Origin of the sequence: Bradyrhizobium sp. LHD-71, assembly GCF_031157255.1 — a bacterium.
Classification (GTDB): domain Bacteria; phylum Pseudomonadota; class Alphaproteobacteria; order Rhizobiales; family Xanthobacteraceae; genus P52-10.
On sequence record NZ_JAVIFX010000016.1, the window covers coordinates 148,658 to 172,003 of the forward strand.

General features: G+C 58.5%; 21 protein-coding genes and 1 pseudogene. 18 read left to right on the top strand and 4 right to left on the bottom strand.

The window, feature by feature from the left end:
• The first annotated feature begins 47 nt into the window (after positions 1–47).
• Together RCO31_RS19000 and RCO31_RS19005 are read left to right on the top strand one after the other, a co-directional pair.
• Positions 48–641, top strand: a complete 594-nt coding sequence (locus RCO31_RS19000; protein WP_308970007.1) for a TMEM175 family protein — start codon at positions 48–50, stop codon at positions 639–641.
• A 315-nt stretch (positions 642–956) separates the two neighbouring features.
• A complete protein-coding gene (locus tag RCO31_RS19005; RefSeq protein ID WP_308970008.1) occupies positions 957–1,733 on the top strand; it encodes a sulfite exporter TauE/SafE family protein in 777 nt (258 codons plus the stop codon).
• Between the two features lie 531 nt (positions 1,734–2,264).
• Here RCO31_RS19005 and RCO31_RS19010 read toward each other — a convergent pair.
• A complete protein-coding gene (locus RCO31_RS19010; protein ID WP_308970009.1) occupies positions 2,265–3,809 on the bottom strand; it encodes a winged helix-turn-helix domain-containing protein in 1,545 nt (514 codons plus the stop codon).
• A gap of 164 nt (positions 3,810–3,973) precedes the next feature.
• On the opposite strand from RCO31_RS19010, the gene RCO31_RS19015 reads away from it, so the two are divergent.
• The gene (locus RCO31_RS19015) at positions 3,974–5,047 is read left to right on the top strand and encodes a helix-turn-helix transcriptional regulator (RefSeq protein ID WP_308970010.1); all 1,074 of its coding nucleotides are present in this window, start codon (positions 3,974–3,976) and stop codon (positions 5,045–5,047) included.
• Here the strand turns inward: RCO31_RS19015 and RCO31_RS19020 are convergent.
• Entirely contained in the window at positions 5,034–5,165 is a 132-nt protein-coding gene (locus RCO31_RS19020) for a hypothetical protein (RefSeq protein WP_308970011.1), read from the bottom strand. The genes RCO31_RS19015 and RCO31_RS19020 overlap by 14 nt on opposite strands.
• A gap of 214 nt (positions 5,166–5,379) precedes the next feature.
• Between RCO31_RS19020 and RCO31_RS19025 the strand changes: the two genes are divergently transcribed.
• From RCO31_RS19025 to RCO31_RS19090, 15 genes and pseudogenes are all read left to right on the top strand, one after another.
• Positions 5,380–6,729, top strand: coding sequence for an amidohydrolase (locus RCO31_RS19025; protein ID WP_308970012.1), 1,350 nt, complete (start codon positions 5,380–5,382; stop codon positions 6,727–6,729).
• A 600-nt stretch (positions 6,730–7,329) separates the two neighbouring features.
• Positions 7,330–8,319: a tripartite tricarboxylate transporter substrate binding protein gene (locus tag RCO31_RS19030; protein ID WP_308970013.1), complete on the top strand. Its 990-nt coding sequence runs from the start codon at positions 7,330–7,332 to the stop codon at positions 8,317–8,319.
• Between the two features lie 622 nt (positions 8,320–8,941).
• Positions 8,942–9,310 (top strand): hypothetical protein, encoded by a 369-nt coding sequence (locus RCO31_RS19035; protein ID WP_308970030.1) that lies wholly within the window; start codon positions 8,942–8,944, stop codon positions 9,308–9,310.
• A 776-nt stretch (positions 9,311–10,086) separates the two neighbouring features.
• Positions 10,087–10,770, top strand: coding sequence for an integrase core domain-containing protein (locus tag RCO31_RS19040; RefSeq protein ID WP_308970014.1), 684 nt, complete (start codon positions 10,087–10,089; stop codon positions 10,768–10,770).
• A pseudogene (locus RCO31_RS34760) lies at positions 10,722–10,917 on the top strand (hypothetical protein); the annotation flags it as partial. The gene RCO31_RS19040 and the pseudogene RCO31_RS34760, both read left to right, overlap by 49 nt.
• A gap of 441 nt (positions 10,918–11,358) precedes the next feature.
• The gene (locus RCO31_RS19045) at positions 11,359–12,354 is read left to right on the top strand and encodes a tripartite tricarboxylate transporter substrate binding protein (RefSeq protein WP_308970015.1); all 996 of its coding nucleotides are present in this window, start codon (positions 11,359–11,361) and stop codon (positions 12,352–12,354) included.
• Between the two features lie 149 nt (positions 12,355–12,503).
• Positions 12,504–13,271 carry a helix-turn-helix domain-containing protein gene (locus RCO31_RS19050; RefSeq protein WP_308970016.1) on the top strand — a complete coding sequence of 256 codons (768 nt, stop codon included), beginning with the start codon at positions 12,504–12,506 and terminating at the stop codon, positions 13,269–13,271.
• Positions 13,272–13,909: 638 nt separating this feature from the next.
• Positions 13,910–14,179 carry an enoyl-CoA hydratase-related protein gene (locus tag RCO31_RS34765; RefSeq protein WP_374991504.1) on the top strand — a complete coding sequence of 90 codons (270 nt, stop codon included), beginning with the start codon at positions 13,910–13,912 and terminating at the stop codon, positions 14,177–14,179.
• Positions 14,088–14,633, top strand: coding sequence for an enoyl-CoA hydratase/isomerase family protein (locus tag RCO31_RS19060; protein ID WP_374991503.1), 546 nt, complete (start codon positions 14,088–14,090; stop codon positions 14,631–14,633). Before RCO31_RS34765 ends, RCO31_RS19060 begins: the two co-directional genes overlap by 92 nt.
• A gap of 31 nt (positions 14,634–14,664) precedes the next feature.
• Positions 14,665–15,900: an acyl-CoA dehydrogenase family protein gene (locus RCO31_RS19065; protein ID WP_308970017.1), complete on the top strand. Its 1,236-nt coding sequence runs from the start codon at positions 14,665–14,667 to the stop codon at positions 15,898–15,900.
• Between the two features lie 8 nt (positions 15,901–15,908).
• Positions 15,909–16,895 (top strand): nitronate monooxygenase, encoded by a 987-nt coding sequence (locus RCO31_RS19070; RefSeq protein ID WP_308970018.1) that lies wholly within the window; start codon positions 15,909–15,911, stop codon positions 16,893–16,895.
• A 162-nt stretch (positions 16,896–17,057) separates the two neighbouring features.
• On the top strand, positions 17,058–17,843 hold the full coding sequence (locus RCO31_RS19075; RefSeq protein WP_308970019.1) for a hypothetical protein: 786 nt from the start codon (positions 17,058–17,060) through the stop codon (positions 17,841–17,843).
• Positions 17,812–18,381, top strand: a complete 570-nt coding sequence (locus RCO31_RS19080) for a hypothetical protein (RefSeq protein WP_308970020.1) — start codon at positions 17,812–17,814, stop codon at positions 18,379–18,381. Before RCO31_RS19075 ends, RCO31_RS19080 begins: the two co-directional genes overlap by 32 nt.
• Positions 18,382–19,329: 948 nt before the next feature.
• On the top strand, positions 19,330–19,791 hold the full coding sequence (locus RCO31_RS19085) for a DsrE family protein (RefSeq protein WP_308970021.1): 462 nt from the start codon (positions 19,330–19,332) through the stop codon (positions 19,789–19,791).
• A 209-nt stretch (positions 19,792–20,000) separates the two neighbouring features.
• Entirely contained in the window at positions 20,001–20,825 is an 825-nt protein-coding gene (locus RCO31_RS19090) for a TIM barrel protein (protein WP_308970022.1), read from the top strand.
• A gap of 19 nt (positions 20,826–20,844) precedes the next feature.
• Here RCO31_RS19090 and RCO31_RS19095 read toward each other — a convergent pair whose 3' ends face one another.
• Both RCO31_RS19095 and RCO31_RS19100 read right to left on the bottom strand, forming a co-directional pair.
• Positions 20,845–22,485 (bottom strand): NAD(P)/FAD-dependent oxidoreductase, encoded by a 1,641-nt coding sequence (locus RCO31_RS19095; protein WP_308970023.1) that lies wholly within the window; start codon positions 22,483–22,485, stop codon positions 20,845–20,847.
• A 56-nt stretch (positions 22,486–22,541) separates the two neighbouring features.
• The gene (locus RCO31_RS19100; protein WP_308970032.1) at positions 22,542–23,345 is read right to left on the bottom strand and encodes a ThiF family adenylyltransferase; all 804 of its coding nucleotides are present in this window, start codon (positions 23,343–23,345) and stop codon (positions 22,542–22,544) included.
• Position 23,346: the final 1 nt, after the last annotated feature.

Sequence of the window (23,346 nt, forward strand, 5' to 3'; positions counted from 1 at the left end):
CCTCTGAGTTCGGTAGAGCATCGAATCGGTGTCGATGGAGGAAAGGGGTGACGGCCGTGCCACACGCAAGAAGGAGCCCGGAACGACTGAGCCTGTTCTCCGACGCGGTTTTCGCTGTCCTTATAACGGTCCTTGTTTTGGAATTGCGGCCTCCGGAGCTCCCCACCTTCAAGGCCCTCCTGTCGCTCTGGCATACATGGCTCAGCTATACGGTGAGCTATATTTTCATCGCGATCGTTTGGGCCAATCACCACCATCTCATGCGGTATGCCACCGAGGCCACTCCACGTCTAATGTGGTTCAATTTCGTGCATCTGTTTTCCGTGTCTCTGCTTCCACTCTCCACCGCTTGGATGGCCGTGAGTGAGTTGGCACCGCAGCCGGTTGCTTTCTATGCTGCGGTCTTCTTCCTCGTAAACGCGACTTATATTTCCTTGATTTGGGAGCTTATTGAGCGAGCTCCAGTCAAAGAGGTCTCGCCCAAGGAGCGCAGGATCATGCGCTTCAGGTCGATCACCACCCTCTGTGTCTTCGCGGCGGCCGCGATTGTTGCGCTGAAATATCCTCTGGTTGGACTTGGAATGTGCTGCTGTTGCCTGATCGTTTACCTGAAACCTGAAGCGCCGGGAGCGGAGAAGTAACAATCTCACATGCGACCGTTCTCGTTATTGCCCCACCTCTGAAGTGTCATAATGACGCTGCGGAGTTCCGCTCGTACACGGCAACCGCAATAGATTCCTGTGCGGCACGACAAGACCGAAGCATTTGGACGCCAGCAATTCTTGCGATGGCTACCAGATCCGCGTCACACCATCCATGTCAGTTGTTGGTGCCAGGAGCGCACTTCGGCCCGATCAAATTCTCGGCACAGATTCGGTGCGTGGCTTGAGCGGGAGGGTCATGAGCAGTTCGTCTTTCCGACCCAATCCAATCGTCTTGCGCTTGGCATCATCGGCGTGCTCTCGCTAGCCGCCTACACGACGTGGTTGGTCGCACTGACACCCACCGAGCGCTCCCTCTGGATTATCCTCGCGATCCTCGCCGCGGCACTCGTATCGAGGATTGCGGGTTTCGCCTTCTCCGCCATCTGCGGCGCGATGCTCTTCCACCTGATCGACGACCCGGTCCGAGCCGTGCAGATCATGATGATCTGCAGTGTCGGCGGTCAATCCCTGATGGTGTGGGCTTTGCGGCACGAAATCCCTTGGCGCACTCTGTCGATCTTTCTCCTCGGCGCCGCGCTCGGATTGCCGCTCGGTATCTTCGTCCTGCTCCATACCCGGCCCGCCCTGTACGGCCAAGTTGTCGGCGCTTTCCTGGTTCTCTACGCCGTTTTCATGATCTTGCGCCGTCCCATGATCGTGAGGCGCCAGAGCGTATTTCTCGATGCTGCGGCGGGCTTTCTCGGTGGAGTCACCGGAGGCGCGGCCGCCTTTCCCGGTGCCTTCGTCACGATCTGGTGTGGCTTCAAGGGCTGGTCCAAAGAGAAGCAACGCGGGCTTTACCAGCCCTTCATTCTGATCGTGCAGCTCGCTGCCATCGCTTTCATATCGTTGCCGGGCCTCGCCTCTCGAAGCCACGCTTCGTTCGACTTCGCCGGAGTGGCCTATCTGCCGGCAATGTTGCTCGGCTCGACCTTCGGCTTGGTCTTCTTCAATCGGCTCAATGACCGGCAGTTCGCACTGACGGTCAACCTCCTGCTTGTCATGTCCGGCCTGAGCTTCTTTGTCTAAGCATGCTGGTCGGAGAGCATGCATGCGCCGTGCCCTGACCATTGTCCCAACCGGATTGGCGATCGGGCACGCCGGCTTGGCCGAAACCCCTGGGCACGGCTTGATGTGACCGTCAGGCCGGGCTGCCAGGATGCCGTTCGCTCGTCGCCACGAGGGGATTACCAAGTCTGCCGAGGCCGCGTTTTGCAGTGGTATGATCGACGCCCTTCTCTATGTCGGCGAGCTGCTTCCTCCGGACCATTGCTACTCGGTGCCCCTCGACATGCGTCGGCAGCGCTGTCCTTTTCCAAGCCAATGTGCCGCGATCAGAGTGACAGCGCGCGAACTCGCAATCTGGATTCGCTCCGACTCCGCGCATGCGATTTACGGCTCGCTGGGAGCAGGCACTGCCTCCAGTCTCGCGGGCGAAAGGAAGTAACCGGATGAAGTGACGTGCGTCGGATGTTGCGCGATGCCCGGCGCGGGGCGGCGGCACCCGCAGCCGCGATCCTCATGGCAAGGCGGGACGGGCAGGGCGGATGCCCAGCGCCACTACCTTTCTGGCAGTCCTGATTTGCGCAACCCTTCCACGAAATGGAGCAGTACGCCCTGTTCCATTTCGGGATTGTTAGCGATGAATGACTTTATGGAATGGTCGGGTTTGATGGCGAGTATCCTCTCGACCATGCATGCTGCTTCCTGATGCCGGCCCAGCTGGCCATAACTTGCCGCGACATTCTCGAGCACCGAGACAAGAGGATTCTGGAGACGCTTGCCAAGCCGGATTGCCTCCTCATACTGACGCGCGTTGTAGTAGGCCCGGTCCAGCGCCCGGATATACCAGTCAGGATGAAAGCGTTTGAGTGTCATCGCCCGCTGGATCTGGGGCACGGCTTGATCCGCGCGGCCCGACAGGGAGAGGAACTCCCCCCACTCGGCCAACGTGCCCGGATTGTTCTGGTTGAGATCAAGCGCGCGCTCGTACTCGGCCATCGCGACGTCAGAATCGCCGCGCTGTCGAAGAACGGCTCCGAGCACCCAGTGACCCCTGTAGTCCATGGGATCCAGTTCAACGGACGTCCGTGCTTCCTTGTGCGCCAGGTCAAGGGACTGCGCACGGCACTCAGGCCTGAAGAACTGGGCATCACACAAGTGGACCCGTGCCAGCAATGAGTGCGCGGCGACACTGCCGGGATCGAGCACGAGGAACCTTTCCAGGAGAGCCCGGGCCTGTTCGTTGGCCATCCTGTTGAACTTGTAGTACTCGGCCTCGGACCGATAGTACAGATCGCGCGCCGTCAGCGCATCGGGCGACTTTCGCATCGCACGCTGCTGCTCGGCCTTGTTGAGCGGACTACCTACGCCAATAAACGAACCGACGATCATCATCCTGATGTCGTCGCGAGCCGCAGGCAGATCGACCGGGTTGATGTCGAAGCGTTCGGCCCAGAGCTGCGTTCCCGAGATTGCCTCGGTGAGTTGCGCCGTGATCCGCAGCCTTTCGCAGGTCTCTTCCAGACTGCCCTCGAGCACGTATTGAACGTCGAGTTCCCTCGCCATTCCGCGAAGGTCGAAGGGTTGTTGGTGGTACGTGGCCGTCGAGCTATGGCCGACGACGCGCAACGAGGGGAACTTGGACAGGTCAATGATCAAGTCCCCGACGATGCCGTCGATGAAAGACGTCAGCCCGGAAGCCACGCTCAAGTTTCTGAAGGGCAATACGGCGAGGGACATCCTGTCGTTCGCGGACGATATCTTGCCCGCCTGGCCATCCACGCCCTCGACGTCGGCGACGAAGCGGAAGCCCCGCCGAGGGATCGTGCGGATGATCTTCTGGGACCGTCCATCATCGCCAACCGCCCTGCGCGCGGCTTTGATCCGGCTTTCAACGGTGGCATCCGACACGAAGCGGCCGTTCCACACCGCCGTGACGAGATCGTCCTTGCTGACGACGCGCGCGCGGTTCTCGACAAGAAACAACAAGGTGTCGAACACCTGCGGCTCGAGCCGCCGCAGCGCCTGGCCAAAGCGCAGTTCCCGGCGAACCGGGTCGAGTTGATAGTCGCCGATGCGGTACGAGAATGTGTGTGATTCCATCGAACTGGGGCCCATCCCGAACAAGTGCGGACAGGTACTTTGCCAGTGTCGGCGCGGGACGCCTACGGAAAAATCCGGCGTTTCTCCGGTGTCTCTACGGCAGTCCTTCAGGGCGGCCGGGGCGCGGTGGGCCTATCCTTAGCGCATAGTCAGAGGAAGAACATATGCCGGAGGTTGCTGTCGCCGACGATGATGTGATTGGTCTTGGTAAGAAACTAGACCAGTTCAGTGAGATGTTGACACCCAAAGAGCAACTTATCCTTTATGCCATGATCAAGGCGGCCGGGCGACAGTTTCTGCCATCCGCGCCTGCGAAGGCGCCGGTGACTCCTCCACCGAAGCAGACCCTGCCCAAGTTAAGCAACGCATTCGATGCCGCCTTCCTTCCCGGAAGGGCCGCGGAATTCGGGAACCAGAGTGAGTCTAGCATCGGCCCTGTCGGTATCTCGGGTGGCGTGATCGATACGATGAATGTCATCCTCGTGCGTGATTTAAGGACGATGGGCGTGATGGGGTTCGGGCGGCACCGTGAGGCCGGCCCCATCGGTGAGCACGAAATTGCCACGACGCAGCTGCTCATCCCAGATCTCCAGCGTGCCGCCGCTATCAGCGGGTTGCTCGACGTCAGGACGATGGCCGTCGCCACGTTCGAAACCGTGCTCGATACCTTGGCAGTGCCGGTCGTGCTCACCGGTCCCCAGCTTCAGATCGTCCATGCCAACCGCGCCGCGCGCGCCTTACTTGCCGAAGGTGACCTTCTCCGATCACGCAACAATATGCTGACCGCACAATCAAGTGGCGTCGGTGCGGCCCTCGCCGCAGCGGTGTCCCAGGCAGTCGAAAACGAGAGCGCTATCGGCCGCAAAGGCATCGGCGTGCCCGCACGGACGGCCCAGGGTGACGCGCGTGTGCTGCACGTCCTGCCGCTCCGCTATGGAGTGATGCGGCCAAATGTGGCGCCGAACGCCGTCGCAGCGATCTTCATCGCCCCGGCAACGCATCCCCCTCGCGCACCAAGCGAAGTGGTTGCTGCCCTGTTCGACCTGACGGCTGCCGAAGTTCGTGTCTTCGAGCACATCACCGCAGGGCGGACGATGACCGAAACAGCCGAGGCGCTGGGCGTCGGTATTAGCACGGTCAAGACCCACCTGGTGCGACTGTTCGACAAGGTCGGCGTCCATCGCCAGGCCGACCTTGTCGCTCTCGGCGCGTCGTTCGCGCTGCCTATCGAAACGTGAGCGATGCGCCGAGCGCCTGCGGTACGCGCTTCAAGGCAATGTCGTTGACGTAGCTGTCGACCGACAGCAGAACGGCGCTCGGCAACACGATCTCGATCGTGCCGGGCGTGGGATGCAATGCGGCGATAGCAGTATTGATGTTCGAGGGTCGTCAACTTCGGGCGAAGCTGGCGGCCTCAAAGCAGCGTGACGGAGGCCTCCACCGAACTCTCCCGCCGCCGATGCCGTTCGAAGATAGCCTTCTCAAAGGTTTGGCGCCGCAGCTTGCGGGAAATCCTGGTTGAAAATGGGACACCCGCGCATCATTTCCATTCCCGCCCCGGAGAAAGCCCATGTCACGGCATCTTAGTTTTTTACTGCCGTTCGTCCTTCTCGCGGCGTCCATGCCGCCGCCAGCGCACGCGCAATCGCCCGTTCCTGACCTGGAGAAGGAAATCCGGCAGCGCGCGGCCGAGATCGAAAGCAAGCTGATCGCCTGGCGGCGCGACATCCACGAGCATCCGGAACTGGGCGAACAGGAAACGCGCACGTCCGCGCTCGTCGCCGCGCACCTCACCAGCCTCGGCCTCGAGGTAAAGACCGGCGTGGCTGTCACCGGCGTGGTAGCAGTTCTGAAAGGGGCCAAGCCCGGCCCAGTAGTGGCGTTGCGCGCCGACATGGACGCGCTGCCGGTGAAGGAGCCGCCAGGCCTTCCCTTCGCGTCCAAGGCCAAGATGAAATATCTCGGCCGCGAGGTCGATGTCATGCACGCCTGCGGACACGACGCGCATACCGCTATCCTGATGGCGACCGCGGAAGTTCTAACAGCGATGAAGGACAAGCTGCCCGGCACCATGAAATTCATCTTCCAGCCAGCCGAGGAAGGACCAAGTCTCTATCCGTTCGCCGCCGCCCTGATGGGCAAGAGCTGGGGCGCCAAGCTGATGGTCCAGCAAGGCGTACTGCAGAATCCGAAGCCGGACGCCGTTTTCGGGCTGCATGTCACCTCGGGTCTACCCGCGGGCCAGCTCGCCTATCGCGGCGGGCCGGCGAGGGCCAGCGCCGACGGACTGCGCATCAAGGTCATCGGCCGGCAGGGCCACGCCGGCTTTCCCTGGCGCGCCGTTGACCCGATCACCACCGCGTCGCAGATCGTGCTTGGCTTGCAGACGATCGTCAGCCGGCGCGCCGACTTGATGAAGTCACCGGCAGTGGTCGGCATCTCGACCATCAATGGCGGCTCGCGCGGCAACATCGTTCCCGACAGCGTCGAGATGACCGGCACCATCCGTACATACGACCAGGGGGTGCGCAAGGGCATCCATCGTGACATCAAGCAGATCGCCGAAAATATCGCCATCAGCGCCGACGCAAAGGCCGAGGTCAATATCCTCGAAATCTACGACGCGACCCTGAACGACGAGCGCGTCACCGCGCGCATGGTGCCGGTCTTGGAGCGCGCAGCCGACGGCGATGTGATCCTCAGTGAGCTTTCCGGCGCGGCGGACGATGTCTCGGTGTTCCTCGCTCAAGTGCCCGGGCTTTATTTCAACCTCGGTATTGTGCCGCGCAGTCAAGACTTTACCAAAGCCGCACCGAACCACAGCCCCGACTTTTTCATCGATGAGAGCGCACTCGTCGTCGGCGTGCGCGCGCTTGCGATGATGACGGTGAACTATCTGACCTCCGAGAAAACCAATTGAGCGATCCAACGTGAAGAATTTCACTTCATGTCGGTAGGTGATCTACTTCCGGAAATGGCCCATCCTAACTGCCTTGCACTCTTTTGGTTGTGCGCCTCGATCCGTTTCGCCTCGGCTTCGTCAATGCGTGGTCGTGGAGGAACCCTGCCATTTTGATTTAGCACGAGCCGAGTGGCATGCCCGCTGGAGTCCACGTCGAAGGCAGTTTGTAGGTCGACGAGCCGGTCGCTTTCAGGAAATGCCTCTATTGTCGTTTGCCTCGTGGCCTGGACAGACAATCGGCTCCCTTCGCGTGTGAGATTGAGGATGAACTTAGGCCCAAGTTGATAGTATCCCGTGTATCCCTCGAGCAATGCCGGATCGATCGGCACCTCGTGATGCATCTTGGGAATACCAAACTGGAGGGCAGCAAGTTCGCGTCCGATCTTCTCCGCGGTCTATCCCGACGACAAGCTGTCCATCATCATTCTTTCCAATATCGAAAATGCTCCGGGCGTGCAGTCGCGAGCTGCTTCACAATCCATACGCAGGCCACTACAGTTGTTGCGGCGACACTGTCTACAATCGAACACTAAAATAAGAACACGGAGGATCCGACAGATGGCTAAGCGCATGAATCGTAGGGCACTTATTGCAACAGGAACGGCGATCGCCAGTTCGGCTTTGCTCGGCTGGCGAGCTTCTGCGCAAGCCGGGTGGCCAACAAAACCCGTGCGGGTCGTGTGCGGTTATCCGCCAGGCGGCTCGACCGATGTCGTGGCAAGAGCATACTCGGCGTTTCTCAGCCGTCACTTTGGTCAGCCCTTTGTCGTTGAGAACAAAGGCGGTGGCTCCGGGACTGTCGGCGCCCTCGACGTCAAGCAAGCACGACCCGATGGCTACACCCTCATGGCCTCCATCTCGACAACGATGATTCAGAATCGCGTTACGATGAAGAATCTATCCTACGATCCTGAGAGGGATTTCGAAATCGTAACGATCGTTGCTGGTAGTGGTAGTTTGGTTGTCGTACAGCCCGACACCGGCATCAGCAACCTGAAAGAGTTTGTGGAGTTCGCAAAGAAAGCCGACAAGCTTAGCATGGCTACATATGCCATCGGTTCGACGCCACACTTGGTGGCTTCAGAGCTCAATCAGCAGTACGGATTGAAAATCGAGCCCATCCATTATCGTGGCGAAGCTCCCATGTGGTCCGATTTCATGGCTGGTTCAACCGACATTGGGGTCGGCAGCACGGCTCCGACGTTGCCGGTTTTACAAGCCGGGCGGGGCAAGCTGATTGCTTCGGTGGGAACAAGAAATCGCGCCTTTCCCGACGTCCCGACTTTGGCTGAGCAGGGCCTTAAACCGCAGGCGTCGCATATTCGTGGCTATGTTGGGTTCTGGGCACCGGCCCAAACACCCGAAGATATACTCGAAAAGCTCTCTGAAGCATTGGTTCTGGGCGGCAAAGATTCGCGTGTTCAGCAGGCGACCGAGCAGTTTCATCTGGATCCTGCCATTCCGGCCGCAAATGCGAAAAAGAGGTTCACCGATGACTCGGCTGCACTAATTGCAGCCTTGAAACAACTTAACATTCAACCAGAGTAGACGCCCTGGGCACCACGTTCGTACCTGTGCCGGACGGCAAGGGCGGCATGACCTTCAAGGCGAACAACAAGACTGTCGACTTCAGTGAGCTCGGCGTGCGCTTCAAGCTTCAAGGCGCCGTCAGCGAACGCTGCCGACGAGGAGTTCCACGTCCCAGTGTTGAGGGTCGCTTGGCTGTCGCGCGGCACGACGCCCGCGATCCTCACCTGAAGATTGCTGCTTGGCGCGATCGCCACTGCAAGCTTTATGATCTCCGAATGTCTGCTCTTGGCCTTAGCCGACGCTTGGCTTCGAGCTAACAATGTCCGTTCATGAGGCCAAAGCGGACCTCGCCGATGTTTGGGTGATGTTAGGAGGACCGCGGCGGACCCGGAACTCGATATGTTGGATCTCGGTTCGCCCGAGTCTACGCGCCGAACAAGGCGGCAATGACATGCAACTGGTGTTGCTACCTCTGGAGTCCGGAAAATAAGATAGTCTGAAAGCAAGAGGATACCTGCGCACCGATTTTGCACTGAGCGGACATTTCGTCGATCGTGATGGATGCCCGTAGCGCTGAGGAAGGAGATGAGCAGACCCGCCACTTCCAACGGTGAACCTTGCGGATGTAATCTTGAATCTGATGGACGAGAACAATCCGAGCGGCGAAATTTCACGGATCGAAGCGCGATTTGAGGAACTTGCCGAAGTTTCCGAGGGATGCCGAAAACTCATAATGTTTTCCAAAGCGGCAATCGCCGGCGGCGTCGTATTGCTGCTCGTTACTATACTCGGCCTATTCGGATTCAATCAGGTCGCTGCCATCGCATCGATCGCTGTGGTGTTAGGCGGGATTGTGTCGCTCGGATCGAATGTCGGCACGTTGCGACAGACGATGGCCGCCATGAGCGCTGCTGAAGTGCACCGTTCGGAACTGATCAGCAGGAACGATCTTCAAGTGGTTGGTGAAAGTGTACAGCCCGCCGAGTTTTTGTCTTCACCGTTCCGCTAGAAGTGGGGCAGTAGGTCGATGTTTGAAGGCGCAAAGCGCGCGAACACGTTCTAAGGCTAGGACAAAAATTCACGCCCGCGCCGAGAATGCATGGGATTCGAACTCGGCGGAAATCTCTAGGACTTCAATGCGTTGATCTTCGTTCAACCCTCGCCGCAACAACTCTCTATCCGGCTAAGGTACGGGTGCGTTGCGACAGATCTAGCGGATCGGACGGGTCTGGGCAATTGGCGAGTTGGAAGAAGCAAGGCCCATAGAGGCAAAGGTCACACGTTCGAGTCGCGATGACATTGCAGATCTGTGACTTCGCCCATGGATTTGACGGCGGCAAGGGCATAGGGTTTCAAGAGTTGTTCGCTCTGGAGAACAGCCTTGCCGGTACCTGTGTGTACCGAAAACCTTACCCGAGTTGATGACATGACGGAATCGCCTAAGCTGGCGGAATGATCGGGCTGTTCTTTTCGTTCTTGCCGTCCTGACCTCGCCATTCAAGTCGAAGTTGCGGCTTGAAGCCGAGAACGCGGTGCTTCGACATCAGTTGATTGTCTTGAGGCGTAGGCTGCATGGTCGCGTCCGGCTCACGAACAATGATCGCTGGTTCTTTGTCCAGCTGTATCGCTGGTTTCCATCAATCCTGCAGGTTCTCACGATCATCCGGCCCGAGACGCTCCTGCGTTGGCACCGGGCCGGCTTTCGTTGCTACCGGCGTTGGAAGTCGCGCCCCAGTGGGAGGGCGACCGCAGATCGAGACGGAGCTGCGCCTGTTGATTCGGCGGATGAGCGTCGAAAATCCGCTTTGGGGCGCGCCACGCATTCACGGCGAACTGCTCAAGCTCGGGTTTGAGGTCGCGCAGTCGAGCGTCGCCAAGTACATGGTCAATCGGCGGGGGCCGCCCAGCCAGGGATGGCGGACCTTCTTGCATAACCACGCGCCAGACATTGCCGCCATGGACCTGTTCGTTGTTCCAACTGTTGGTTTCGGCCTACTCTATGGCTTTGTCATCGTCGGGCTCGGCCGCAGAGAGCTCATCTGGATCAACGTCACCGCAAACCCGACGGCCGAATGGGTTGCACGTCAGATCACGGAGGCATTTCCTTGGGATGAGGCCCCGCACTACCTTATCCGCAATCGCGACCGGATCTATGGCAGCGTCGTCACACGCCGATTGCGCTCCATGGGCATCCGGGACAAGCCTACCGCACCAGCCTCGCCTTGGCAGAATGGCTTCGCAGAACGGCTGATCGGGTCGATCCGCCGTGAGTGTGTGGACCACATCATTGCCTTGGGTGAGGCGCATCTACGCTATATCCTGCGATCCTATGCTCGCTATTACAACGACATCAGAACGCATCGATCATTGGATAAGGATGCGCCGGTCACTCGCCAAATTCAGCGCATCGGAAGCATCAGATCACGCGTCATCCTTGGCGGACTTCACCACCACTACGCCCGAGCTTAAGTTTTCGGTACACACAACCGCTGATCGAGCGGATCTGTGAGCCCGAACGGCAGATCATCTTTCTTGTTCCATGGATAGATGACGGTGGGAAGTGCAGATCAATCGCGGGTCTGCGTGCAGTCCTATTCAGTGTTGGGACCGCTAAAGAAGGCCCGCGCAGCAGCGTGAAACTTGGCTTGCCTGCGCAAGTCGTCGGCCTCTGGCTTCCCCGGCTCTATGCACCAAGCATCTAAGAGCGATCCAGCACGGGCCGCGGCGACGGCGCCGTTTGACCAGTCTGTCCCAACGCGCTTCCTGGCCTGCAGGGCGCGGACGGAGGGCTGTGTAGTTTCCGGCTCGCGCCTGGGCCGCTTGCCCAGCCGCCGAATTGCGCTGTCCGGCGGTGATCTGCTTGGAGCGTCAGTTCTTCTCGTGTCGCTCCGGCTCGCGCGAGAGAATTGCCACTGGTTGGCCGCCGACGTTAGTCTGTTCAATTGCATATGCAATATGTGGCTCGAGAGCCGCGAGCCGGCTTTCTGAGTTCCGACTAGTGCTGTCTTATAGGGGTAGACTGCGCGGTAACGGCAGCTACATCGGTGGAGGAGACACATGATCACAAAGCGCGAGCTTTTGACATATGCTGCAGGCTTTTCGACAATGATTCTGGCTTCGAAGCGGGCTCTCGCGCAGGACTGGCGGCCTACCAGACCAGTTCAGATTCTGATCGGCGGAAAGGCCGGGAGCAGTATCGACCTTCCTGTCAGGCCGGTTTGCCAACGGCTATCCAAACGTTTTGGCGTTCCCTTTATCATCGATAACAAGCCGAGCCCCGCAGGAACGGTGGCGGCAGAAACAGTAGCCCGGAGCAAACCAGACGGCCACACACTGCTCATTGGCACCAACGGTGAGCTGATCAACGGTTATTTCATTTGGCAGAATACAGGTCGAAAGTTTCCTTATGACCCGGTTTCTGACTTCATTCCTGTCGCCCTCGTTCAACGCGGCGCCGGCGTTTTGGTTGTGCGACCAGATTTCGGCCCGAAGTCTTTACCCGACCTTCTGGAATACGCGCGAAAGAATCCCGGCAAGCTGAACATCGGCACTGGCTCTATCGGCTCAACCGTCCATCTTGTGTCGGAACTTTTCGTGAGGGAAGCGAATATCGACGCCGCGATCATACCTTACCGGGCAAGCGCCGACACACTGCTGGCGTTGCAAAGCAAAACGATTGACGCGATGTTTGTCACTCCCTTCGAGATCGTCGACTGGGTTGAGCGCAAAGAAGCGATACCGTTGGCCGTAAGCCACACCAAACGCATCCCGTTGTTCCCACAGGTCGAGACCTTTGTTGAACTGGGTCTCCCAAATGTTCTCAACCTACCATTCATATCGTTCTGTGCACCGCGAGGGACAAGCGATCACATCGTTCAGTCGCTCAACAAGGCAGTGATTGAAGAGATCGCCGGCGATGGTCCTGAGAAGCCCCCTTTGGTGCAACCCGGGAGAGAGTCGCCACCCTTAACCCCATCCGAGCTGGCGCAGTTCATCGTCGACGAACGACAAAGGTGGGGCGACGTGATCAAGAAAGCCAATATACAAGGCTGATCGCTGCAGGTGGCCATGCATTAATCCTTGGACGCGGGTGGGAACGGTCGAGTCGGCTCTGATCAAATGCCCTCATGCACGATTCTGTAAATTCGCGGTAGCGCTTCACCCTAAACACTGTCTTGTGTTCTAGGTTTGAGGGTGCGGCAATGCCAGTCGAGCGCAGCGTCAAGTCAGCAGGTCGGGCACTCGCTGTCCTTGACCTCTTTGAGAAACTACGTCGGCCAGCTCGCGCGGGCGAGATAGCGAAGCTACTTGAGTACCCACAGTCCAGCACGTCCTTTCTTTTGAACGAGATGCGCAAGCTTGGCTATCTCAATCACGACGCTGCGACGCGTCAATTCGCACCGACGATGCGCGTCGCGCTTTTAGGCGGATGGATACAGGCAGGCCCGGTCGGCCGATCAACATTGTTCGATCTAGTCCATCGCGTTCACGAAAAGACGAAAATCACCTCTCTGCTTTGTACGCAGAACGGCCAAGAGGTGCAGTATATCCATGTTGCCGCCCGGTTTGCTTCTCCCAAACTAGCGCTTAGACCAGGCACGCTTCGGCCTATCTGCCGTTCCGCGCCCGGGCTTGTTCTGTTGTCAGAGTGCGACGACGCTGAGATTGGCAAACTGGTGCGATCAATCAACGCTCAGAGCCCATACAGCGAAAAGGTGCAGGCCGACGCTGTGATGAGAAAGGTCCAACAAACGCGAGCAAACGGCTATGCCTGGATCACCGGCGGCGTTTTTAAGGGTATCGGATCGGTCGCTGTGCGCTTGCCATTCGACGATATTCTCAAGAAGCCTCTCGTGCTGAGCATCGCCGGATCTGCGTCCCTGATCAAACGAAGCCATCAAGATCTCGCGCGCATACTCCAAGAGTCGATAGCGGAATTCTCCAGCGCACAGTCTTCGAAAGACATTTAGCGCCGCCGTCATCGACATTCCCAGCGCGACGACGATGATCGGGCCTGCCACTCTGCTTGCGCCTGAGTCGTACACTGCGGCTGTTTTTCTTCCCTGTGTGAGCCGGGGGGCAGCCACTGATCGATTAGGTTTCGCGCGTTGCATGCCAACTGTCAGCAGTTGTCTTGATCACCAAACGGCCGCCCATTGCATATGCGATATTGCGCGCGCTGCCGGGAATGTCGTCGACCCCTGCGCGAGGGTTCGTATAGGCTAGTCAAAAAGGGAGTCATAAATTGAGAGAAGAAATGGCCCAGGGATCTGCACATCGGCCAGGTGTGACAGAGTTCGGTTTATCTGCGCGGCGCCCTCTCGAATGCACGATAGACCCTTAGGCGCGCGACGAACGCTAGCGAAGAACGTGCAGCGCAATGTGGTAATCGTCCACAGCTAGGGCGCGAGCGTCTGCTCAACCCAGGATAAGCGGTCCCTGGCATGTCCGCGGGACGCGGCCATCACGAGTATTGTGACACCATGAGAAGGAAGCCGGATCTATGACTGACGCGAATACTCATTCGTTCTCTGAGATTACACTTGATATTGAGGACCACGTTGCCACGCTGACGCTCAACCGGCCGGACGCGCGAAACGCGCTGTCCATGGTGATGCGCCGAGATCTCGACGAAGCACTCAAGGTCTTGAAAGCTGGCGCTGGAGATCAGATCAAAGCGCTGATCCTGACGGGAGCCGGTGGCGGCTTCTGCGCTGGAGGCGACGTGAAGGCGATGCACAAACGTGGTCGCGACAGCGCGGCGTTTGCAGCGCGCGATCGGTTGCGTGAAGCGCACAATCGGCTTTTGGATCTCCTTAACCTCGAGATGCCCGTTATCGTGGCGGTCGACGGGGCTGCGGCTGGGCGCGGGTTTTAATCTTGCGCTTGTCGGCGACTTCATCCTGGCAAGCGAACGGGCGGTCTTCATTCAGAGCTTTGTCCGGATCGGGCTCGTCCCGGATTGGAATGGGCTGTTTCTTCTCCCGAGACTGGTCGGGTTGCAGAAGGCAAAAGAAATCATGTTTACGGGGCGCCGGATTGGCGCTCATGAGGCGAAAGAGCTTGGCATTGTTCACTCGGTCCATGCCACCGAAAAGCTGATGGATGCAGCTCGAGAGATGGCACGACGCTTTTGCAATGCGCCGACGCGTGCAATCGGGCTTTCCAAGGCGATTCTCAATCAATCGCTGCACCTTGATCCGAAAACAGTGCTGGATCTCGAGGCGTATGCCCAGTCCGCGGCTCGTACTGATGCCTATCATCAGGCGGCGGTGCAGCGCTTCGTACAGAAGCAGCCGGCCCTGTTTGACTGGGATGCGTTCGGGAAATGAGCAGGGCTAATAAACGTCAAGGAGGATAAAAATGACTGCTATTGCTTACGAGTATTCCGACGATCTCAAAGCCGTTCTCGAGGCGGTCCAGGGGTTCTTGAAGACCGAGGTGTTTCCTCGCCATCAAAAGCACGAAGAGCTGCTGACAAATCAGCGTCTTCTCTACAAAGAGGACGGCCGTTTCTCCCATGACGCTTGGGAGGTGATCAGTGAAGTACGCATGGCTTCCGCCGAAGCGGGATTTTATGCGATGTGCGCGCCCAAGGAGATGGGTGGTGGCGGCTTTCCTGTCCTTGGCTATTTCGCGGTCTGGGAACAAATTTTCCGACTGTGTGGAATGAAATACTGGCTGGGTCATCATATGGTGAGTCACTGGGCGAAGGGGCCAAGTGCGGTTCTCAACAATATGACCGCTGAAGCACAAAAGCTGCTTCTTCCGGATATCATGTCGGGCAAGACGACACTCTGCTTTGGACTGTCAGAGCCGGGCGCCGGGTCAGATGCCGCGATGATCAAGACCCGAGCGACGCCGGACGGTGACGGCTGGAGATTGAACGGCAGCAAAATCTGGACAACGAACAGTCCTCACGCTGATTATACAATTGTCTTTGCGGTCACGGATCCGGAACAGGCCTCAAAAAGGGCGGGCGGCATCAGCACCTTTCTTGTTCCAACTAACGCGCCAGGTTTTGTGATCGAGAAGGTCATCAAAATGTGGGGCAGTCCCGGTGGCGACGAGGCAGTGCTTCATTTCGATAATCTGAGGCTCGAGCCATACCACCTGGTCGGCACCCTGCATAAAGGCTTCCGAACCGCGATGTTGGGCGTCGGATTGGGCCGGATCTACAATTCTGCCCGGGTCGTCGGGATCTGCCGCTGGGCGATTGAAATGGCGTTCGATTACGCCAAGGTGCGGCGGACGTTTGATACGCCCATCTCTGAATATCAGGGCGTCATGTTTCCACTCGCGGAGTCGGCAATGCAGATTCATGCCGCACACTTGATGAGCATAAACGTCGCACAACTTCTCGATCGGGGGTTGCCGGCAACAAAAGAGCTCTCCATGACAAAGGCGTTTGCCGTCGAGGCGGGCGTGAAGGCAATCGATCGCGTGATGCAAACGCACGGCGCGATCGGCTTCACCAACGAGATGTTTCTAACCGATGCGTTCATCACGATGCGCAAGATTAACGTCGCCGACGGGACCAACGAGATTCTGCGTCGCCAGATCGTGAAGCAGTTTCTTGGTGGTGACACGTCTCTCTAGGAGGCCTCATGCTCACGTCATCTGCAGATCGGAAAGCCACGGAAGTTGGCAGCCTACCGCCATTGTTCCGCGATCTTACGGTGCCGGTCATTGCTGCACCGAAACTCCTCGTAACCGGTCCTTCGCTGGTTGCAGCAGCAGCAGAGGCGGGTATCGTCGGCGTGGCCCCAGCCTCCTCGACGCGTTCTCCCGACGAGTATGATGAGTGGCACGAGATCATATCGGTGCGGTTGCAGAAGTACCGGCGTGAGACCAGCCAGCGCACCGGCCCGGTGGCGGCTAACATCGGCGCGCCTTCAAAGGCGCGCACCGACACTCCAAGATACGTCCGTGACCTGGAAATCTGTCGCAAAAGACAAATTTCGCTTGTCATCACGGTCAAGGGAGATCCGACAGAGATCGTAAAGTACGTGCACGACTGGGGCGGGCTGGTCTTTCACGATGTTACAACGCTTCGGCACGCCGAAAAGGCGGTCGAGGCAGGCGTTGATGGGCTCATCTTGATCTGCGGTGGCGGAGGTGGACACTCTGGCGTTCTCAGCCCGTTTGCGTTTGTTCCGCAAGTCAGGAAGTTCTTCCGGGGCACCATCGTCCTTGGCGGATCAATCAGCGAGGGTCGCTCAATGCGGGCGGCTCAGGCGCTTGGTGCGGACCTGTGTTACATGGGCACGCGCTTCATCGCGACCCAAGAATCAATGGCGCCGGACGGCTACAAGGCGATGATTGTGAACAGCAAAAGCCACGAGCTGGCATACACACCGGTGTTCACGAAAGGTGTCTCATGCAACTTCATGATTAGGTCCATTGAGGAAAACGGCTTCGATCCAGTTCGCTTGCAGGACATTCTTGCGGATGATCCACGCCTATCGGTTAGGAAGCCATGGCGTGATCTATGGTCGGCGGGTCAAGGTGTGGGTTTGATCGACGACGTTCCGAGTGTTCGCGAACTGGTCAGCCGCCTTGAGAGAGAATATCGCGGCTCTGACAACTGTTGACAGTTGGCGATCCCAAAGCGATAGTTTCTTGGAGGATCGGGTCATTTGGGATCTGCGTTACGCATGACGTCGCTTGAAACTGATACCAGGATGGGCGGGTGGCCCGGTCTGGGTTACGACGATTGAGCTGCACCCGGTTTGATGGACGGCTGGTTAAGGATCGTGCGCACCCTCATCCACGAGGTTGTCGCCGTTATCGATGATACCGCGTTCGAGATCGTCCTGATCGCCCACTGGGCGGGCGGTGCCCACAGCGAGCTGCCAAAACGCCGACACGGACAGTGCAACAGCACCTCCGCCGATATCATCGAAGCCGTACGTCAGTTGGTGATGATCGCCAACGACGATCTGATCGCAGGCATCCTCAACCGCAACGGTCTCAAGACGGGCAGTGGTAACCGCTGGACTCGTCAGCGCGTCACCTCCATGCGTTCGAACTACCGCATCCCGGTGTTCAAGCGTGACGAAGGCGGGATCGAACCTTGGCTCAATCTTGGCAATGCCGCGAAGCTACTGAAGGTAGCACCCAAGACGCTGAGGCTCGCAGCCGAAGCCGGAGAGAAAGGACAACAGATGCCGTCACTTTCGATCGTGGAATTCAGCCGCTTACACAATGTCGGGAGCCGAGTTGAACCGGTAGCTGCACAGGTCGCCGACTTAAGCACCCTCGTGACGGTGCAAAGCGTCAACATCGGAGCGGCATCCACTCAGAGTGCCGTGATCAATAGCGAAACCAGACTGGTGCGGCTCGATGCCGATGTCGATTGCGTAATCAGTTATGGCGAAGCCCCAATGCCTCAACGGCCAGGACCTTCATTCGCCTGTTCGCAATCAGGCCGAATACTCGGTGCCAATGCTGGTAAGGAACCAGCGGTGAAGTCCGCAATGTCTCCACCCCAACTGAAAGGACTTGAACATGCTACCGACCGAATACCTCAAGAGTTTTAGGGACGCCGTGACTCGATACCAACTCGCGTCACCGCGTAGCGGACCGCAGGGCGCATATGACAGCGCATTCGACTTCGAAGCGATGCTGAAAACGGCTTTCGAGGCGCGACATCAAACGCTTGCGTCTCGCCCTAGACGCGCAATTGGCCGTGGAACCAGACCAAACCTCAGGGACAGCGACTGCCGCAGAAAGGGTTATAGCGAGCAACTTCTGCCTGACAACGTCTTGCGCTTGCTGAAAGCGCGCCTGACCGAAGAAGAGGTTGAGTCGATCATTGCCGAGCTGAAACGCGCAGGCAACGACCAGAACGCGCAGCAACCGCCCAGGTCATCCGAACCGCCACAGAATAGCACTGCGATGGACGCCGCAATGCGCGTCCGCACCGGAACCACGGCGCCGGTTTACAACAACGGCGTACTCAACGGAGTACGCTACGTACACGGTATAGCTTGCGGCCAAGTCGAAGTACACGAATGTTCTTCACCGGATGACTTCGCGGCGCGTTTTCCCAATGCCGCCCGCATCCGCAATTTGTGAGGCCCTTATTCCGTTAACCGCCTCGCTAGCAACGGGACACGCGGCGGGCGATCGGGCCATTGCCTAATGAGAACGAATAGGGAACACTGTCAAGACAGTTGCTGCCGGGTTTGGTGGCACGGCAGCGGCCTTCGCCGCACCGCTTCCGCTAGCCAGACCACAGATTGCATTGCCGCCGCTAGCGCGGCGTCCTGCGACGCACAAGCAGAACCTGAGTAGTACTGAACCGGTGTCCAATCGCCGCGGTCTTCCACGTCGCGCCTGAACTCCTCAAATCCGTAGCTCCCATCCGGACGCGAAAACAGGTCGACGCACCTGTCGTGCTCGATATTTTCAATGCTGGCGAAAACCAGCCCACGACTTGTCGATTCGTTTCGACATCGGATGCTCTTCGGAATTCTTCCACAGCGCCCTTAAGGGCTACGGAAGCGGTAGCGACGGTCGGAGCGCAGTTTACATTGTAGCAGTATCGGCCTGCAGTACGGCACCGCCGATTACGCTAATTGCCGAATGGCGGCAGCGACACCAGGGCCACCAATCGGCCTATAGCCGGGCTGCAGCCATTGCCATAGCCAGCCAACCGGTCACGGCGCGCTCCGCGGACCTGCACCAGCTCTGCCTTCGGCAATACCGTCACCACGAACTGCCGGTGACCCGCTTCCCTCAGTCATGACGCTCCCTTGAGCAGGTCGCACCGCTGAGGTCGTCTCCTCAGCGTGTTCGATTTATGCGACCAACTTTATCGCTGAAAGATACGATTTTGTTACACCAGCATATGATTGAATAGATACATCTCTCCAGCATGCCTGCGTGGGCGCGGTCTCGCGATGTTTTCAAGGGGTGATGATGACGAATTACGATTTCAACACGTTCCCAAACGGTCGATCAAGGATGATCTGGGAGCGGCGCGCGCGACGGCTGGGAACGGGCCTGCTGTTTGCGCTTCTCGTGGGCACGCAGGCCATTGCTGAGGGAGCGCCCCCGCAGCCGGGCCTCACGATCGACATCCCGGCGAAGGTCTCGGCCGCGAAAGTCGTGTTCAATATCAGCCGGCCGGCTTTCGAAGGTGACGAGCCGACCGGGCTGTCGTTCCTCCGCGTGATGAGCGCGCAATTTCACGAAGCAGGCGTGAAAGGCCGCCTCGTTGCTGTCTTCCATGGCAGCTCCGGCTACATGATGCTCGGCGACGCCGCTTATAATCAGGCGCGTAAGTGGCGAGGCGGCAATCCTTACAAAGATCAAATTGCTGAACTGCAAGCGTTGGGTGTCGAGTTCGAGGAATGTGGGAAGACCATGAGGGACAATCACTGGACGAACCGCGACATGCTGCCCGGCGTGAAGATCAACGCCGGAGCGAATTTTCGCATCGTAGAACTCGTCCAGCAGGGCTTCGTGCAATTGCAACCGTGATGACCTGTTGAATTGCTGCGGCGGTTGGCTACCGCAGCGTTCACCTGATCTATCGGTTTGTTGGGCGCCCGACGCTCCTCGCCTGATCGCGGTCATAGACGCTGTCATCGCCAGTCAGGCTGCGCGATGATGCTTTCAGTTTGCCGATGTCATGATGAAGCATCGCCAGTGAACTCATTACATCTCATTCATCCAGCAAGGGCTAAAAAGTGCCATCGTTTTCGCTCGCCGCGCTGACTGCGCTCGAACTTGCACCGCCAAAGCTGATCGATGTCGCCGCAGCCTGCGGCTACGATCACGTCGGAATCCGTCTTTTACCCGCCATTCCCGGAGGCATCGCCTATCCGTTGATGGACGACCAGGCGCAACTGAGAGAAACAATCGCGCGGCTAGACGCAACCGGCCTGACTGTCGCAGATCTGGAAGTGGTCGCATTTAGATCGGAGACCGAGGTTGCAGAATTCTCTCGATTCTTCGAGACGGGCGCGCGACTAGGTGCGAAGCACATTCTGGTCGCCGCGTACGATCCCGTCTTGGCTCGATTTATGGATCGTTTCGCAAAGTTCTGCGAGGCCGCTGCGCAGCACGGGTTCACCGCCGATCTCGAATTCATGCCCTGGACGTTTGTGCCTGACTTGAGGACCGCGATACGCGTGGTCGAACAAGTTGGACAGGCAAATGCCGGCATCCTTGTGGACGCTCTGCATTTTGACAGATCGGAAAGCACAATTGCCGATATCGCCGACATTCCGGGTGACCGACTCCATTATTGGCAATTGTGCGATGGGCCAGCCGAAAAGCCCACGACGACAGAAGAACTGTTGCATGCCGCCCGGGCTGAGCGAATGTTTCCCGGCGAGGGTGGCATCGATCTCGTTTCGCTGACGCGGGCCATGCCGACGGACATTACGATCAGCATTGAAGTCCCGACCACGGAACTTGCGCGAACGATGGACGCAGAGGCACGGGCAAGGCGAGCGCTTGCCGGCGCCAAAAGCGTGTTATTGGCTGCGCAAACCGCGTTATCGAAATGATCGTGCCTTTGCTGGCCATCTATGCCATTGCCAATTCCTGATATCGTTTCGCTGCCACCTCGTCGCATCTTTCGCGGTAGGCTGGAGCACTGCCGCTATAGCGTGCTATAATTCTAGTCTGCTTTCCCTCCACGTTGCTGTTGATTCCGGTCATCCAGGAGTTGACCTCGTTCGAGAGCAGGCCCACGCCAAGCGCCTTGACGTGATCAGTCCAGGATGCCACCCCGGCTGGGGTAGCTTCCATGCGCGTGAAATTGGACTCTCGTGCAAAGCGGATGAGGCCGGTGACCCAATCGACACTATATTCGATGCTGCGCGGAATATTACCGAGCGCTGTGTGCGGCCCCATCAGCATCATCATGTTGGGAAAGCCGTCTACCATTATGCCAAGATAAGTCTGCGGCCCGCCCTTCCATTTGTCCTTCAATCGCACGTCACCCGCACCGCGGAAATCGATCTTATCGAAGCTACCAGTGATCGCATCGAAGCCAGTCGCATAAATAATAATGTCGAATTCGTACTTCCCAGCGCTGGTCTCGATGCCCTTCGGCGTGATCCGCTCGATCGGTGTTTCCGAGATGTCCACCAACTCGACGTTGTCCTGGTTGTAGACCTCATAATAAAACGTTTCTAAGGGCAGCCGGCGGGTGCCGAAGCCGTGGTTCTTCGGAATGAGCTTTTCCGCCACGTCCGGGTTCTTCACTCGCTGCCGAATCTTCCGCGCCACGAAATCGCTAATCGTCGCGTTTGCTTGTCGATCGATCAGTATGTCGCGGAAATTGCCCTGCCAGATACCGAAGCCGCGTTCGGAATACAGCGTTTCGTAGAATGCCTCGCGCTCTTCGTCCGAAACCTCGAAGGCTCCGCGCGGATCCGGCGTATGCAGAAAGCAAGCGAAGGTCTCCTGGCAGCGCTTGAAAATTTCGGGATAGCCGGCCTTGATCTTCTTCTGGGTCTCCGCGTCGATCTTGCTGTTGTGCAACGGTGCACACCAATTCGGCGTGCGCTGGAACACGGTCAGGTGCCCGACGCTCCCGGCGATAGTCTGAATGGTCTGCACGCCTGTGGCGCCGGTCCCGATCACGGCGACCCGTTTGCCGGCAAGATCGACCGCATCATGCGGCCATCTGGCGGTGTGGAAGGACTGGCCCTGAAACATGTCCACTCCCTTGATCCGGGGCATGGTCGGGGTGGAGAGTGGGCCAATGGCGGTGATCAAGAAGCGTGTATGGAGGCGGCTGCCATCCTCCAGCGTCACCTCCCAGCTGCGGGTGTCCTCCGCGTAGATTGCCGCACTGATCCGGCTGCGGAATTGGATGTCGCGGCGCAGATCGAACTTGTCGGCCACGTGATTGAGATAGCGTAGGGTTTCCGGCTGGCCGGCGAAATGCTCGGACCAGTTCCATTCTTCCAACAATTCCTTCGAAAACGAGTAGCCGTAGGAGTAACTCTCAGAGTCGAAGCGTGCGCCCGGATAGCGATTCCAGTACCAGGTGCCGCCGACGCCGGTGCCGGCCTCGAACACGCGCACCCGCATCCCGAGTTCACGCAAACGATAGAGCTGATACATGCCCGACATGCCCGCCCCAATGATGATGGCATCGTAGTCGAGAGCCGGCTTCGCGTCGTTGCGGGCCGAGGTTTGTTGTGAGGCGGTCATCGTCTGTTGCTCCTGGGGGCGACGGCTGAGTTGTTACACACAAGAGGTGCTTTTGCTCATGATGTATCTGGGAGCAGAAAATCGAGCATCGAATCCTGAACTGCGTTGTACATTTCCGTGCCCGTTGTGGTCAGGCAGCCAAGGCGCCGTGCAGCTTCGATTAATGGTGGGATCGACGGTGCAGTGATGACGCAACCGACGAAGGCGGTGGGGGCAAGCTTCGTGACATCGATGGGCAATGGGTCGCTCGCCTTCATGCCGGCCGGTGTCGCGTTGCCCACCAGGTCGTATCCGCTTGGATCGGAAGTCCCGACGATGATGTTCGAGCGACCCAGTGTCTTTAACCGTCCAATCAGATCATCGCGTCGCGAAGTGTCCGCATCATGAATGGCGAGTTCCCTGACGCCGGCTTCGACCAGGGCCATTGCGATGGCCGATCCCGCTCCGCCGGCACCGACAAGCAGCGCGCGTTTTCCGCGCGGATCGTAACCCTTGCTGCGAACGGCGCCGACAAAGCCAAGGCCATCCAGCATGTCGCCGTGCCAGCCGCGATCCTTGCGTCTGCGCATGATGCTGACGGCACCCAGGAAGCAGGCGCGTTCGCTGGCGCTGCCGCAATGCTCGAAACATGCGAATTTGTGCGGCACCGTGACGACGATGCCGTCCAAATTCTTAAGACGATCTGCGACGGACAGCAAAGAACCGAGATCGTCCGTGCCGACCTGCACCGGCACGAGCAAGCCGTCGTGCCCTCTGTCGAAAAACGCCTTCGTTACCCCGGCTGGAGACTTCACCTGCGCGATCGGGTCGCCCAAAATGAAGTTAAGACGGGTTGCGCCGGTCAGATTAAGTTCTAACATT